At 47.0% G+C, this 14,594-nt stretch carries 14 protein-coding genes and 2 pseudogenes; 5 read left to right on the top strand and 11 right to left on the bottom strand.

Annotated elements, in window-relative coordinates:
• Nucleotides 1-175: 175 nt before the first annotated feature.
• On the bottom strand, nucleotides 176-3,361 hold the full coding sequence (cypD, locus tag MHH79_RS03970) for a bifunctional P-450/NADPH--P450 reductase (protein ID WP_340035002.1): 3,186 nt from the start codon (nucleotides 3,359-3,361) through the stop codon (nucleotides 176-178).
• A gap of 149 nt (nucleotides 3,362-3,510) precedes the next feature.
• On the opposite strand from cypD, the gene MHH79_RS03965 reads away from it, so the two are divergent.
• Nucleotides 3,511-4,581 carry a DUF3900 domain-containing protein gene (locus MHH79_RS03965; protein ID WP_003233793.1) on the top strand — a complete coding sequence of 357 codons (1,071 nt, stop codon included), beginning with the start codon at nucleotides 3,511-3,513 and terminating at the stop codon, nucleotides 4,579-4,581.
• A gap of 34 nt (nucleotides 4,582-4,615) precedes the next feature.
• Here the strand turns inward: MHH79_RS03965 and MHH79_RS03960 are convergent.
• A pseudogene (locus tag MHH79_RS03960) lies at nucleotides 4,616-4,825 on the bottom strand (oxidoreductase); the annotation flags it as partial.
• On the opposite strand from MHH79_RS03960, the pseudogene yetL reads away from it, so the two are divergent.
• A pseudogene (gene yetL / locus MHH79_RS03955) lies at nucleotides 4,826-5,149 on the top strand (transcriptional regulator YetL); the annotation flags it as partial.
• A gap of 23 nt (nucleotides 5,150-5,172) precedes the next feature.
• Here the strand turns inward: yetL and MHH79_RS03950 are convergent.
• The 4 genes from MHH79_RS03950 to MHH79_RS03935 form a co-directional block, all read right to left on the bottom strand.
• Nucleotides 5,173-5,268: a transporter gene (locus tag MHH79_RS03950; RefSeq protein WP_251218298.1), complete on the bottom strand. Its 96-nt coding sequence runs from the start codon at nucleotides 5,266-5,268 to the stop codon at nucleotides 5,173-5,175.
• A 111-nt stretch (nucleotides 5,269-5,379) separates the two neighbouring features.
• The gene (locus tag MHH79_RS03945; RefSeq protein WP_003244397.1) at nucleotides 5,380-6,024 is read right to left on the bottom strand and encodes a Bax inhibitor-1 family protein; all 645 of its coding nucleotides are present in this window, start codon (nucleotides 6,022-6,024) and stop codon (nucleotides 5,380-5,382) included.
• Between the two features lie 109 nt (nucleotides 6,025-6,133).
• Nucleotides 6,134-6,301: a YezD family protein gene (locus MHH79_RS03940; protein ID WP_003244522.1), complete on the bottom strand. Its 168-nt coding sequence runs from the start codon at nucleotides 6,299-6,301 to the stop codon at nucleotides 6,134-6,136.
• Between the two features lie 154 nt (nucleotides 6,302-6,455).
• A complete protein-coding gene (locus tag MHH79_RS03935; protein WP_015482933.1) occupies nucleotides 6,456-7,328 on the bottom strand; it encodes an STAS domain-containing protein in 873 nt (290 codons plus the stop codon).
• 197 nt (nucleotides 7,329-7,525) lie between these two features.
• Between MHH79_RS03935 and MHH79_RS03930 the strand changes: the two genes are divergently transcribed.
• The 3 genes from MHH79_RS03930 to hmoA all read left to right on the top strand — a co-directional run bounded on the left by MHH79_RS03930 (nucleotide 7,526) and on the right by hmoA (nucleotide 8,904).
• Entirely contained in the window at nucleotides 7,526-8,020 is a 495-nt protein-coding gene (locus MHH79_RS03930) for a hypothetical protein (protein ID WP_326225685.1), read from the top strand.
• 91 nt (nucleotides 8,021-8,111) lie between these two features.
• Entirely contained in the window at nucleotides 8,112-8,474 is a 363-nt protein-coding gene (locus MHH79_RS03925) for a VOC family protein (RefSeq protein ID WP_003233803.1), read from the top strand.
• 103 nt (nucleotides 8,475-8,577) lie between these two features.
• Nucleotides 8,578-8,904 carry a heme-degrading oxygenase HmoA gene (hmoA, locus tag MHH79_RS03920; RefSeq protein WP_003243958.1) on the top strand — a complete coding sequence of 109 codons (327 nt, stop codon included), beginning with the start codon at nucleotides 8,578-8,580 and terminating at the stop codon, nucleotides 8,902-8,904.
• 36 nt (nucleotides 8,905-8,940) lie between these two features.
• Here hmoA and MHH79_RS03915 read toward each other — a convergent pair whose 3' ends face one another.
• The 5 genes from MHH79_RS03915 to MHH79_RS03895 form a co-directional block, all read right to left on the bottom strand.
• Nucleotides 8,941-9,636, bottom strand: coding sequence for a DUF421 domain-containing protein (locus tag MHH79_RS03915; RefSeq protein ID WP_063335659.1), 696 nt, complete (start codon nucleotides 9,634-9,636; stop codon nucleotides 8,941-8,943).
• 74 nt (nucleotides 9,637-9,710) lie between these two features.
• Complete coding sequence (gene lplD, locus MHH79_RS03910; protein ID WP_063335658.1) at nucleotides 9,711-11,051, bottom strand: alpha-galacturonidase LplD; 1,341 nt, start codon at nucleotides 11,049-11,051, stop codon at nucleotides 9,711-9,713.
• Between the two features lie 8 nt (nucleotides 11,052-11,059).
• Complete coding sequence (locus tag MHH79_RS03905) at nucleotides 11,060-11,947, bottom strand: carbohydrate ABC transporter permease (protein ID WP_003242715.1); 888 nt, start codon at nucleotides 11,945-11,947, stop codon at nucleotides 11,060-11,062.
• 14 nt (nucleotides 11,948-11,961) lie between these two features.
• A complete protein-coding gene (locus MHH79_RS03900; protein ID WP_063335657.1) occupies nucleotides 11,962-12,918 on the bottom strand; it encodes a sugar ABC transporter permease in 957 nt (318 codons plus the stop codon).
• 54 nt (nucleotides 12,919-12,972) lie between these two features.
• Complete coding sequence (locus tag MHH79_RS03895) at nucleotides 12,973-14,481, bottom strand: extracellular solute-binding protein (protein WP_015482930.1); 1,509 nt, start codon at nucleotides 14,479-14,481, stop codon at nucleotides 12,973-12,975.
• Nucleotides 14,482-14,594 lie beyond the last annotated feature (113 nt).

The raw sequence follows: 14,594 nt of genomic DNA, 5'->3' as shown, positions 1-14,594 counted from the left end.
AAGGACGAGCATAGGAGCGGGCATTCACAGGATGTGATGACGACGGCGTTTAGGCAGGACGCCTGAGAATTTAGCCGTTGATCCACTTCGCATTGAGCACCGAAGCGCAGTCCTGACAACGAATGCGAGGGTTTGCCGACACGCTGAAAGACTGGATGTCTCCAGTCTTCATTATCTATATCCCTGCCCAGACATCTTTGGTGTACATACCGGTATCCTGCAGATGTCTCAGCCAGTTTTGCGCTTCTTGCTCCCCGGTGCCATGGACAGACTGATACGCATTTTGCAGGGCCGCCTCCACATCCGGGGCCATTTTGCTGCCGTCACCGCATACATAAAGCCTGCCTCCGCGGTCAAGGATCGATATTAATGTTTCTGCATGGTCAGCCATGAGATGCTGGACATACGTTTTCGGCATGCCTTCTTTGCGGGAAAAGGCTGTGTGGACAGTGACGATTCCGTCTTTTTCAAACTGCTCAAGCTCATCGCGGTATATAAAATCACGATCGTTCCTGCATCCAAAATAGAGATGAGCTTCACCGAGCGTTTTCCCCTCCCGCTTTAAAACTTCACGGGCTTGAAGGAAACCGCGGAATGGCGCTACTCCTGTGCCTGGTCCGACCATAATGATTGGCGTTTCAGGGTCTTCTGGAAGCTGAAACCGGGATTCCGGTGTGCGGATAAACATCACGACATCATCACCGGCTTTACGCTCAGCTAAATCATTTGAAGCCACGCCCCTGTATTCGCCACGGCCGCTCCACGCAGGGCCGCGCACGACACCGACTGTGATTGATGCTTGCCGCGGATTCACTCTTGGAGAGCTTGAAATCGAATAGTATCTCGGTTTTAACGGCCGTAAAAGCTCTAAAAATCGTTCAAACGGCATGTCGCACGCTTCATACTTTTCAAGCAGATCCAGCATGGAAATTCGTTTTTTCAATATTTGCTCCTGATAAACACCCTCTGTTGACAGTTCTTCTAATTCGCGCCTATGCGGCGGACACACTGTAAATGCCGCCAGTTCACGTATTTGCGCTCTTGTGGCTGCTTCCTGCACCTCGACGCTGTAGCTGAGAAGATCATGCAGGCTGACAGGACGGCCCAATGGCAGATGCCCCGCACTGTGGCCGCTTGCCGACAATGTCACTTGGTCGGTTCCCTTCAGACCGAATCTGTGGAGAATCCGGCTGACATTGGTTTGGCTGTTTTTTGGCAATACGCCAAGATGGTCGCCCTCTTGATATTCAACATCCGGCGGCAATGCAATTTCGATATGGCGAGTGCTTCGATCGCTGTCTGCAGACTGGAGTTCACGATTTTCGGCAATGGATGCGTGAGAGGCTTCGTATGATCTAGCCAGCGGAGACTCGCCCAGCCCTCTGACAAACTGAAGGCTCAGCGTGCTTCGTTCCTTATCGGCGTTTTCATTAAGCTCAAGTCCGAATGCCTTAATGGCGTCCGCCCACATGCTTTTTTTCCACTCGTCAAGCTGCCCTTCAAAATCACCGCTGACATCACCTTCTCCGCGCGCAGAAAACCGAGTCGCGCCTTTTTCCGCAAGCTGCTCATCAATGAATCTCGGCACGTATTGATACGTGCTCGCCCAGTTGTGGTCGCCGCAGCCAAATACCGCGTAATGAACGCCCTCAAGCTCACCCGGTTTGATTTCTTGAAGCCACTGCACGAACTGTCCGGCATTGCTTGGCGGTTTTCCATTATAAGACGAGGTCACAATGACAACCGCTCCCTCTTTCGGCAGCTTTCCAATTCGGTCGTTCAGAGGTGCTGTCTCTGTCCTTACGCCGTGAAGACTGGCAGTATCAGCAAGCTCCCGGGCGACGCCTTCTGCAGTGCCGGTATCAGAGCCGTACAGTAAGAGAAGCGGGCGGTTGTTAAGACCGATGACCGATGCGCCCTTTGCTTCCGTTTTCTCCTTTTGCTCATCAGACGCGGCTTTTTCAGCTGCCTGGACGTCCGCATGAATGGCTTCCTGATTACGGCTTTGAACCCTGATGTGAAAATCGCCCGGCTTAAGTGTTAAGGTTTGTTTGATATCAAGCTCATAATTCTCATGATCAATCAGCGTGAAATATTTTAGAATCATGCCTAACACAAGTGTGGCTTCATGAAGGGCAAACTGCATGCCGATACAGGCCCGTTGTCCATTTCCGAATGGTTTGTACGCATGATGAGGCACTTGGTCCTGATGCTCGAACCGTTCCGGCCGGAATTCCTCGGCGTCCTTTCCCCAAGCGTCTTGATCACGATGAAGCTGCGGAATCAGCACAGAAATTCTGTCATTCGTCGTGATCGGAAATTTTCCGCCAATGACTGTATCTTCTTTTGGATAAAGGCTGAAAGCCGGAGCTGTCGGCCATAAGCGCAGTGATTCATTTAAAATCATCCGTATGTATGTAAGCTCCAGCACTTGTTTATAGGTCGGCGCTGCATCCGTCAGCACCCGATCGACCTCTTCATACGCCTTTTTCAGTTTGTCAGGATGCTTCAATAAAAAGTAGGTCGCAAAGGAAAGCAGGCCGCTCGTTGTTTCATGGCCGGCAATCAAAAACGTAATAATTTGAAAGCGGATATTTTCATCGTCGAGCTTTTCACCCGTTTCCGGATCTTCCACATTCAGCATGCGTGCGAGCAAATCTTTTTCATCCTGGTCTCCATTCGCCCTGCGCTCTGCAATAATGCTGTCGACTAACGAAAACATCGTTTGAATATCATGGCGGAATTGCCGCTTTGTTCTGACCATAAGCTTATCTTGAACATCAAGCCGCTGCATTTGATGCATCGCTTCATCAAGCGCCCGCACCATGCTGTTGATAAACGGGTGGGGCGTTTCTCTGTAGTAACTGTTAAAGCGGTAGTTAAACCCGCATAGCCCAATGGTGTCGAGCGTCAGCCGGGTCATATCTCCCGGGACATCGACTGCTTCATTCGGATTGAGCCTGGCCCATTTTTGAATGAGCTGAACAGCGATATCGACCATTTTCTCATGATAGTCCTTCATGGCCCGCTGGCTGAACGTCGGCATCAGAATGTTGTGCGCTTTTCTCCAGTTAGGCTCATGCGTCCAGCTCGTAAACAATCCGTCACCGGAAAATGCGCGAACCTTTTCCAAGGCGCCTTCAATGCTTTTATCAAACCGTTCTTCATCACAAACCTCTTTCACCAATTCGTGGCCGGACACTACAATGGTCGTGCCCGCGGGTGTATGGATTTGAAAAATCGGGCCCTGTTCTTCCGCCAGTTTGATCAGCGAAAGCGTCGGCTTGTCTTTATCGATTAAAGGCAAATTGCCGAGCGGCCCAAACGTCTTCGGCTGAGGAATCGGGCTTGTTTCCTTCATCGAACCATTCCTTTCCGTATGAGATGCCTTCTATTTGACTACATTTCCCTTTCATGGTCATGATTATTCCGTTCTCCCAATTGACGCATGATTGCTGTTTTTTCTATACTTGAGAAGCTGTACAATACGCGAATAAGGTGAGTTTATATATGGATTTTGAAATTCGGTTTTTATCCTTTTATGTCATACAGGTGGAAGGCAAAGATGAGCAGGCGAACAAGCAGTTCAAGCACTTCCAGACCCTTGATACGGGCGAATTTGAAGAAAGCGAGCTAAAGGACTTTCTCGACGGGGAACTGAAAAAAATCGTCAAACGGAAAGCAGACCGCCATCCGCAGTCCGAGCAGGTCCCGACGAAAATCGGCCATTTTATCGTCGAGCCCGGCCACGAGCTCGATTCCAATCCAAACTACAACATGTTCAACCGCGCGCGTCTGGCGGAAACAAAAGAAGACTTCAATGAGCTGAGCGAGCAGTTCGTCCGAACGTACCTTGACACAAGCGCGGTTCGCGGCGGCGTGTTTCTCGTCGCTTCGGCCGTGCCGAGAAAATACTTTGACGAGTCATTTGTCTTCATTATGAAATGTGATTTTGAGCCGAAGGTCGCCCGCATCTCTGACGCGTCTTCTCTCATTAAAAAAGTCGAAATGGCGATCACGACAAAAAACATGAAAAGCATCCAATACCCGTACATGCCAGAGGAAGGAATGGTCGAGGAAGGTGAGCTAAAAATCCACCAGGCCTCACACGCCCGCTATTTTGAGGACTTTCTGAAATTCGTCGAGTACGGCGAATCGATGCCGGAAATCATGAAAAATCAGGTCATGAACATGGTACAGGAGCACGTCTACGAGACATTTGAAGACAACAGCGAAGAGCTCAAGCAGTTCGAGCACGACATTGAGATTTGGGAAGCAAGCGAAAAACGGGAAATCCAAGAGCGCCTCGACACCCATCAAGTGATCGAAGCCTCCGCCCAAATCATCGAGCACACGCCAGAGGCCCAGCTGAAGATGAAAGTCGGAGAAACAGAGATTAAGGGATTGCTAGCGGATTTTGGCGATTCTATTCATCTCGCAAAAGTAAACGGACGCTATGTCGCGCTGATTGAAGCCGAGACAATTTCGTTTGAGAAAGGCAGTTCACCGGTGGAGTTTTATAAGCCTGAGGGATTGCATGAGGTGATTGAGCGGATAAGGAATAAAACAGAGCAAGACTAAAAAGTCCAGAAATCACTTTCTGGACTTTTCCTATTTAATACCCTTCCCTCAACACCGCATAGCACTCCCCAATCAGTTCTTCCGCTCCCGGCTCTCCTTTCAGCCCGCGGCGGACGATTTCTGAGGATAGGTTCTGGACTTTGAGCGCTCGTGGGGCTCTTCTTTTGTAGTACGCCTGTAATGCTGTTTCGTGGTCGGTGTGGTTTTGGAGTTCTTCGGCGAGGACGATGGCATCCTCGATCGCCTGATGCTGCTCTTTGATGCCAAGGATCATAGGTTAAGTCCGACAGAACTTGCCAAACAGTCAAACGTCACGAAAGCGACGATTACAGGCCTGCTGGACGGGCTGGTGAGAGACGGTTTTGTCAGCCGCAGGCACCACACAGAGGATAAACGAAAAATCAGCATTGAACTGACAACGGAAGGCAAAGCACGCCTTGAGCAATTTCTGCCCGGCCATTTCAGCAAAATATCCGCGGTTATGGAAAACTACAGCATCGAGGAAAAAGACATGTTCGTGAAGATGTTAGGTGATCTTTTTGAAAGGCTGAGCGTGTTTAAAGACTAAAAAACCCGTCCCATCAGGACAGGCTACAGCGTCTTTTCTTCTGCAGCCGGATACGCATCCGGCTGTTTTTTCTTTATGGCCGTAACAAATATGCCGCTGATGACACATGCAATGTGCATAAGCTCAAACGGCTCCTTCAATGCACGCCTGACAACATGACAGACGCACGACTCCACCTGCCTTTTTTATGTATAGCAAAAAGCGCCTATCCAATGACAGGCGCTTTTTCATTAATCATCACTGCTCAAAATGCCGAAGAAGCGGAGCAGGTTGATGAATAAGTTGATAAAGTCAAGGTACAGCGATAACGCCATAACCGGAATCAAGTCTTCCGTAATGTGGCGGTGTTTGATTTGATTCAAATCATACAAAATGTAAAGGGAAAAGACGATGGTTCCGATCACGGAATACGCCATCATCGCCGCTGAGTTTAACGGGCTGAAAATGTTGAAAATCCCTACCACTGCGAGTGCGAGCACCGCTACCAGCAGAAATGACCACAGGAAGGATAAATCCTTCTTCATTTTTGCGCCGATTGTACCCAAGACGGCAAAAATGACAAATGTAGAACCAAAGGCTTCAAGCACGACATAGGCGCCGGCGATGGAAGCGTAATGGCTGACGATCGGAAATAAGGTAATGCCGGAAACGAACGCGAATGTATATACAAACGCATACCCGACCGCTTTTCTTCTGCGCATCCAGAAGGCCAGAATAATCATCGCCACTTCAAGAATAGAAAGCGGCAGCATCAAAGCGACAGGAACAAATTGGCCGATAAAAAGGCCGACAGTCGCGATCAGCAATGTGAAGACAAAGACTGTCAAAATGCGTTGCATGATCGATTGCTTACTCTCGTGAACCGTAGCTTGCATGTCAAAAATCCTCCTAAAAAATGATCTTAAAGGTCTATTATATAAAAATTGGATGAAATATGTATATGTTTTAAGGAGAATTTAATGAAAACAAACGCCCTTTACATTATCATTTTGATTCTTTCCTTTTCAGCGAAAAACGGTGCTTTTCTATTTTCTCAATTTGGGTAATCTGAGAATCATGAACCGTAATCTGAACGGTGCCGAAATCGAGTGTTTCCAGCGAGCTGATTATTTTTTCAATCACTTCCGGATCAATCGTTGATTTTGAAACCAAAAGACCTTCCCCCCTGTTGAATAGGTTTTAATTCACAGTATTCTTATAAGAATTATAATATTATGTTTTTTTTGATAAATCAATGGTGATTTCTGTTCAAATCAAAAAGGCATATGATCACCCGGTGACGGACAATCATATGCCTGGAAACTTCCTATTTGTTTTCTTCCAATTCCTCAACAATACAGCGGACACCCATATTTTCTAATGCCTGCTTCAGCGTGCCATACGTTTCATATTCACTAAAATCAAGCCCCAATTGAATCGATGTTTGGGCCACATCCGGGCGAATCCCTGAAAATACGGCTTTGACGCCTAATAAGAAAAGCGTTTTAGACAGGTTGTACAATTGCTGAGCCACCATGGTATCCACAATCGGAACACCCGAAAGATCAACGACGAGGCTTGTGATTTTTCTCTCGACACAGCGGACCGGCACTGTTTCTAAAATGACCTGTGCCCGTTTTGTATCAATGGAGCCGATAAGCGGCAATATCCCGATTCCATCGGCAATGGAAATAACCGGGCAGCCAAGCTCTGAGATCAATTCCTGCTGAGATGTGAGCCTCATCAGCATGAATTTTTGGTACTGCTCGGAGAATTCAATAATCAGCTTATCGAACGACTGATTCACAATGCGGTTCCATCGGTCTGCATCCTCATTTGTCACAATCTCCTGATTCTCTTTTATAAATGTGACGACTGCGTCCCAGAATGAGATTCTTGAATTGGATATGGCTTCTACGACCTCATGAACTTGAACATCCTGCTCTACCCTGTTTTTCGCAACGTTTTCCGCCCATTTTGTCATGTTTTCTTGAAAATCGGTTTGATCCTCCAGAAATGCGCTTGCGATTGTTATATTGGTAAATGTATGCTGCTCGGTTAAAAGCGTTTTCGTTGCTTCACTTAAATGGCTGGCGGAATATAGCTCGCCTTTTAGCTGGCAACGCAAACTGAACCATTTCTCAGTAATATCCGCAGTGTTGTCTATGATATATTGATATAATAATTGATCGATATTCACGGTCTGTCTCCTTTTTCGTAATAGAAGCACTTTCATTATAAAATGATAAATCGGAATTGTGAATAAGACTAGAGAAAAATCAAATGATTCTGCTCTCTGAGCGCATCCTAGCTTCATATCCTTAGGCGAATGCACCAATAAGAGTCCGCCCGCATAAACTGCAATGTACAGTTTACAATGAGAAAGGACGTAATCACATGTATTATGTTGATCCTTATATGTTTGCGGGGCATTTTTATGAGCCTTGGCCTGCTTTTGAATATGAATACCGATATCCATGGCCTGGCATTGGCGGCGGTGCTGTTCCGGGCTCTGGCGGCGGCTCCGGCCCTGGCATTGGCGGCGGTGCTGTTCCAGGCTTTGGCGGCGGCTCCGGCCCTGGCATTGGCAGCGGTGCCGTCCCAGGCTTCGGCGGTGCGCCGCAGGGACCTCCGCCTTCCCAAATACCAGCGAAACCCCCAAAACCGCAGGGTTCTCAAGGAGCCGTTTTGTTAGTTGAACCAATCACCATTCGTCCTTGCCTTTTCCGATTTACCTATGTTTGGTTAACCAATGGCCGCTCATTTTGGTTCTACCCGATCATCCTTGGCAGAAGGTCCGTCGGCGGCTTTTATTGGGATTCCTCACGGCGCCGCTGGGTTTATTTCGCCTTAGACACAAATCACATCGATGTTGTAAGCTGCTCATTTTAATAATCAGCCGGTTTCCCGGCTGATTTTTTTATGTTACTTCGGCCGTAAACAGGTTATAGTATTATTATCTTTTCAACTTGGAGGTTTCCCTATGATCAAACAAATTGGCACTGTTGCTGTATATGTCGAGGACCAGCAGAAAGCGAAGCAATTTTGGACAGAGAAGGTAGGCTTTGATATTGCAGCGGACCACCCAATGGGACCTGAAGCAAGCTGGCTGGAGGTTGCGCCAAAAGGGGCCGAGACTCGTTTAGTCATTTACCCGAAAGCCATGATGAAAGGCTCAGAGCAAATGAAGGCTTCTATTGTGTTTGAATGCGAAGACATCTTTGGTACATACGAGAAAATGAAGACAAACGGTGTAGAATTTCTCGGTGAGCCCAATCAAATGGAGTGGGGCACCTTCGTTCAATTTAAGGACGAAGACGGAAATGTGTTTTTATTAAAAGAATAAACTGTTGCGCACGGCGGTTCGATTCCGCCCTGCGCTTTCTTTGACATTGAGAATGAATTTCATTTACAATTATTCATATGTGAGAATGATTGGAGTGAGACAAATGTTTGTACAGTTGAGAAAAATGACGGTTAAAGAAGGCTTTGCAGATAAAGTCATAGAACGTTTCAGTGCTGAAGGAATCATTGAAAAACAAGAAGGTTTAATTGATGTGACAGTGCTTGAGAAAAATGTGCGCCGCGGTGATGAAGAAGTTGTTGTCATGATTCGCTGGGAATCAGAGGATCACTGGAAGCAATGGGAAAAAAGCGATGCGCATATCGCCGGCCATAAAGCAAACAAAGGCAAACCAAAGCCTGACTATCTGATCAGCACTGAAGTGAGCATGTACCATGTACGTGCTGTCAAACAAGGGACATACAATCAATAAAAAGCTTGCGCCTTGCTGCAAGCTTTTTTCTAAGAGTCATGTTGATCTGCTTTGTTCGTATGTTACGGTATACAGCGGCTTATTTTTATGCCATTCTGCAAATAACACGTCCTCCGTCTTATCAATGTTCTTCTTTTTCAATTCTTGCTTCAGCCACTGTTCATCCACACCTGCTTCCTTCAAATTATCCCGGACAACCTCTCCATCTATGATTAAAGTGATCGGCAGAGAAACGGACTTCGAAGGAATCTGCAAATCCTTATTTGTCGGTTTGTCAAAATCAGATTTGGGGAGCACGCTGACCATCCCGTTTGTTTCCAAAATCGCATATTCTACTTCTTGGATCGAAAAACTCCCCGCTTGCCTCAAAAGGCTTTGCAGCTGGTTAATGTCTATCTTATTTTTCTTCATTACTTTATATTGAAGCTCTCCTTTGCGGATGACGATATTCGGCTCACCCTCCAAGAACTTTCGCGATGATTTCATTTTTTGCGTGATAAATTCAATAATATAAATCAGCACGCCCCACAGCAGCGAAGCAAAAATGATTTCTTTGATTTTGATTTCATGATCGTAGACGGCATTTCCGACTAATTCACCTAAAATTAAAGCAGAAATAAAGTCAAACGGCGTAATTTGAGAAAATTGGGTTTTCCCGAGAAGTTTTAAGATGATAAATAAAATGCCTAAACCGCAGACCAGTTCTGCCGCAACACTTAAATAATTTCCCATATTGATAGCACCTACTTCTTGATAATACTATCAGTATGGTCAATGGTTTCTATTCTAAACCGGAAAAGCTCCGCTCAACGTTGCATGGTGCATTGGAGCATGTCATTGAAAAGCTGCTCTGCATCACTGCGGTCAATCTTGACAAGCGGGTCATTGAGGAAAGCTTGAAACGCGAGGCCAGTATCCTTTGTTAGACCTGCTTCCGACACTGCCTCTTGATTGGATATATGCCTAGCCGCCAGCATTTCCACACCTTTCGGAAGCGCTCCGGAAAAAATCGGCTGGACACGGTTCCTTGTGATGAATGCGTTTGTTTCGACAATGGCTTGTATAGGAAGGTTTGAGACCTGGCCTTGATTCGGCATATTTACATTTGTGACGAGTTCACCCAATCCGAGAAGAGCCGCTATGATGTTCACGCCTTCTTCTCCCGAAGCTTTCTCAGCAACGCCCCGTTGTTGCACGATCAACCGTTCTGTTTCTTGTCGTTTCTCAGCTCTGTCTTGTTTTCTGAATGATATAGGTGTGAGATGAAATTTCCATACTTCAGGCTGTTTGAGGTATGGGCCGGGAAGAAACTCTGCCAGATGCCTGTCTCCCGCAGCAGGGATGGCGCCATACGTTTCAAATAAATCAAACGCAACACGGTGTGCCGAACAAAAGACGCTGTCCCTCCAGCTTTCCCCCTCCAGCTCATACCCTGATTCCCCATAGTGCGCGCTGAATTCACGGAATATAGGCAGCAGGTCAATATGGCGGTAAGAGGCTTTTGTGATCCATGTAAAATGGTTAATGCCGAGCACATTAACGCGGATATCCTCACGCCGCGGCACCTCAATCCCCAGCCTTTCCGTGACCATTTCCGCCAATAGCTTTTGCGTCCCGAATACCTCGTGGCAGCAGCCAATCGCTTTGATTCCGGGAAACACTTTATACAGCACTCTTGTACAGACAGACATCGGGTTTGTATAATTAATGACCCATGATTCAGGTGCGTAGTCTCTTATTGCCCGGGCAATTTCCGCAAATATCGGCACAGCACGTAAGCCCCTGATGATCCCTCCAGGCCCGACAGTATCACCTACAGACTGATAAATACCGCAGCGCTCAGGCAAGTGGACATCGACTTCCATATCATCCAGTGATCCCGGCAAAATGGAAATAATGACGATATCCGCGGCTGATAACGCCTTTTTCAAAGTAGAAACAGCCTCATATCTCCATCTGCCGTTCCCGCTGTGATTGCCGATCACTTCATTTTTCTGAGCGGCTTCAAAATCAAGATCATAGAGCGCCACCGTGCCTGACATCCGTTCATCAATCGACAAATCACTCATCAGGCTTCTGGCCCAGCCTTGGGACCCCCCGCCGATATAGGCAATCTTAATCTGATCTAATGTACTGATATGAAACACTCCCTTTCTCAGCCTTTCACCGAACCGATCAGCATTCCCTTTGCAAAGTGTTTTTGTAAAAATGGATAGACCGCCAAAATCGGCAGCGTCGCAATGACAATGACAGCGAGTTTAATTCCCTGCTCCGGCGGAACGGCATTTTGCATCGTATCGCCATTGGTCGCCGTTAAATCCGATAAAATCGTGACTTGGCGAAGCACCATTTGCAGCGGCCATTTTGCACTGTCATTGATATATAAGAGAGCGTGGAAGAAATCATTCCAAATCCCGACCGCATAAAACAGCGCAAAGGTCGCAATAACCGGCTTTGACAGTGGCAGGGCGATCCGCCAGAAGACGCCGATTTCGGAACAGCCGTCAATTTTTGCTGATTCCTCCAGCTCGCGCGGCAGCTGCTGAAAGAAGTTTTTGATAATAATAAGGTTGAACGGATTAATTGCCATCGGCAGAATCAATGCCCAATACGTATCCAAAAGGCCAAGTGATTTTACGACAAGGTACGTCGGAATCATGCCGCCTGAAAACAGCATGGAGAAAATCACCAGATTCAACAGCAGATTCCGTCCCTTCACATGCCGCTTCGCCAGCGGATACGCCATCGTGAAGGTGAAAAACAGCTGTACAGCCGTCCCGACCACGGTGATGAAGATGGACACACCCATGCTTCGAAGGAACGTCGGTGTCGAAAACACATACTTGTAAGCATCAAGTGTAAAGGTTTTCGGGAAAATAAAGAAGCTCCGCTGGGCGAGTTCCGCTTCTGTCGCAAAGGAACCGGCGATAATATACAAAAACGGCAAAATGGTAATCGCGCCGACACCGCCGAGAAACAGAATGTTGCAGACGTCAAACACCCGTCCGGCTTTGGTGTTGTGCATCGTGTGAATTTCAGCCATACCTCTCCCCTCCTCTAAAACAATCCTTCCTGATCAAACTTTTTCGCAATGTAATTGGCGCCAAAAATCAAGATAATCCCGACAACTGATTTAAACAAACCGACCGCCGTGCTGTAGCTATACGCCCCTTGGGTAATCCCCATCATGTACACATACGTGTCGAAGATGTCAGCCACACTGCGGTTGAGCGAGTTCGTCATCAAATACACCTGTTCAAAGCCCAGATTCAAAAAGCTGCCGATTCTTAAAATCAACAAAACGATAATGGTGCTTCTAATCGCCGGCATCGTAATATGCCACATTCTCCTGAACCGCCCCGCTCCGTCCATGATGGCCGCTTCATACTGCTCTTGATCAACCGTAGCAAGCGCTGCCAAAAATAGAATCGTTCCCCAGCCTGTCTCCTTCCAAATGCTTTGCATCACAATCATCGGCCGGAACCAGTCTGCATCCGACAAGAAAGAAATCTGCTCACCTGTCAGTTTCATAATCAATTTGTTGATCACACCTGTATCGACAGTAAAGAAAACGAAGGTGATGCTGACCACAATTGTCCATGATACAAAATGGGGTACGTAAATAAAGGTTTGGATACATCTTTTATACACGGCCTTTCTTACCTCATTCAAAAGCAGGGCCAAAATGAGAGGCGCGGGAAAGGCAAACAAAAGATCCAGGCTCGCCAGCATGAGGGTGTTGCGCAGCAGCCGGAAAAAATCCGGATTCATAAAAAAGTCTTTGAAAAAATCAAAGCCGACCCATTCGCTTTTCCAGAAGCCGAGATATGGCGAATAGTCTTTAAAAGCGATCAGCACACCCCACATCGGCAAGTATTTGAAAATCAAGAAATAAAGCAGACCGGGAATAAGAAGAAGATAAAGCCATTTGTCCCGTTTGAGCGCAGCCATCCAGCTGATGCCTTTTCCAGCGGTGAGAACAGGTGAATCTCCCTTCTTCGGCACTGTTTCCATATCTGTTCTCCTTTCGTGATACCGGGGCGCCCGCCGAAAGGCAGGCGCATCGGTTTATTTTGACGATTGATACAATTTGTTCAAGTCCTTCATCAGTTCATTGCCGCCGCTTTTTTTCCAAAGCTCCACTGCATCATCGAACCCTTTTTCATCAATTTCTCCAATGATAAATTGTGTTCTCGCGTCGAGGATGATGTTGTCAAGCTGGGCTCCTTTTTGGGTATAGACATCAGATACAAGCGACTCAGCCGGGTTAAAGACCGCTATTTTTTCTCCTTCGGTTATGATGTCCTTGCGATGCTGGAAGAGCTTGGTTTTCTGGTCTTCGATGTAATACTCGCTTTTCGGAATCGACATGCTGAACTGTGCCAAGCCTTCATGCTCATACAGGAGAGATTTGTTGTTTTTTTCAAGTGAGGTGAATACGCCGTCCTTGAGCTCGTAATTGCGGCCCTTCACTCCGTTGTTCGTGAGAATCTGCGCTTCCTTATCATTCATCTTATCGAGGAAGGACAGCACCTCTTTCAGCTCTTTTTCGGTTTTGACGCTTGATTTTGGTATCGCGATCATGCCTGAATATCCAGATGTCGGGAAGGTGCGCTTGCCATTCGGTCCCTCAAGCGAGCCGACGATATCAATGATATCCTTGTTCGACTCATCCGCCTCCTCCATCGCGCTTTGGATTTGAGACGCTCTTGAGCCTGTATCAACGATGACACCCGCTTTTCCTTTTACAACCGGATCATTCCACTTCGCAGAATCCATGACAGCAAAGTCCTTATTGATCAAGCCCTCATCATAGAGCTTTTTAAAAAACGTGAGCGCATCCATGTATTCCTTCGTTGTAAAATCCGGAATCAGCTTTCCGTTTTCAACACCGTAGCGGTTCGGAGCGCCGAACCAGATTTGCAGAACATCCCATGGGCTTCCGTTGCCGAGTCCCATCCATTTCGGCACGACCATGCCGTACGTATCATCCTTGCCATTTCCGTCAGGATCTTTTTCCTTAAAGGCTTTCAGCACTTCATAGAAATCATCAAGCGTTTCCGGCATATCCAGACCGACATTTTTCAGCCAGTCGGTTCTGATAATCATACACGCCCTGATCAGGTCCCTCGTTCTGTAGATTCCGTACACCTCGCCGTTCACCGAGCTGTTCTTCAAAATCTTTTCATCTGCCTGGCTTACATTCTTGTAGTCTTTTAAATAAGGAGACAGTTCCCAAAACGCCCCTGCTTTGACAGACTTGATAAAGCCGGCTGACTTATCTTTAATAACAATCGCGTGAGGCATCTCTCCTGAAGCCATGACGATGTTGAATTTGTCGTTGTAGGATGAATCAGGCACCCATGTGACCTTAATCTCTTTGCCTGTGTATTTTTCGAGCGCTTTTAATGAAGGGCTCTTATCACTCGGGCTTTCCGGCGATAAAAGCGGCGCCATAATTTTGATCGTATCTTTCGAACCGCTTGCTGAATTGGAAGTTTCCGAATGGCTGCATCCGGCGATCATCATGGCAGCAAGCGGCAAGGCCATCCATTTTTTTCGCATTCTTATTTTCATGATGCGTAAGTCCCCCTTTTTTCAATTTGCATTTCCCCTTTGCCCCTCTCAATATAAAGCGCTTACATAAATTCTTGCAATCTTCATTTTTTGCACCATTTCTCCTATGAAAT

This window comes from Bacillus sp. FSL K6-0993 (assembly GCF_037977205.1).
GTDB lineage: Bacteria > Bacillota > Bacilli > Bacillales > Bacillaceae > Bacillus > Bacillus subtilis.
The sequence above is the reverse complement of the archived record's forward strand: the minus strand, read 5'-3'. Positions and strand labels throughout refer to the sequence as shown.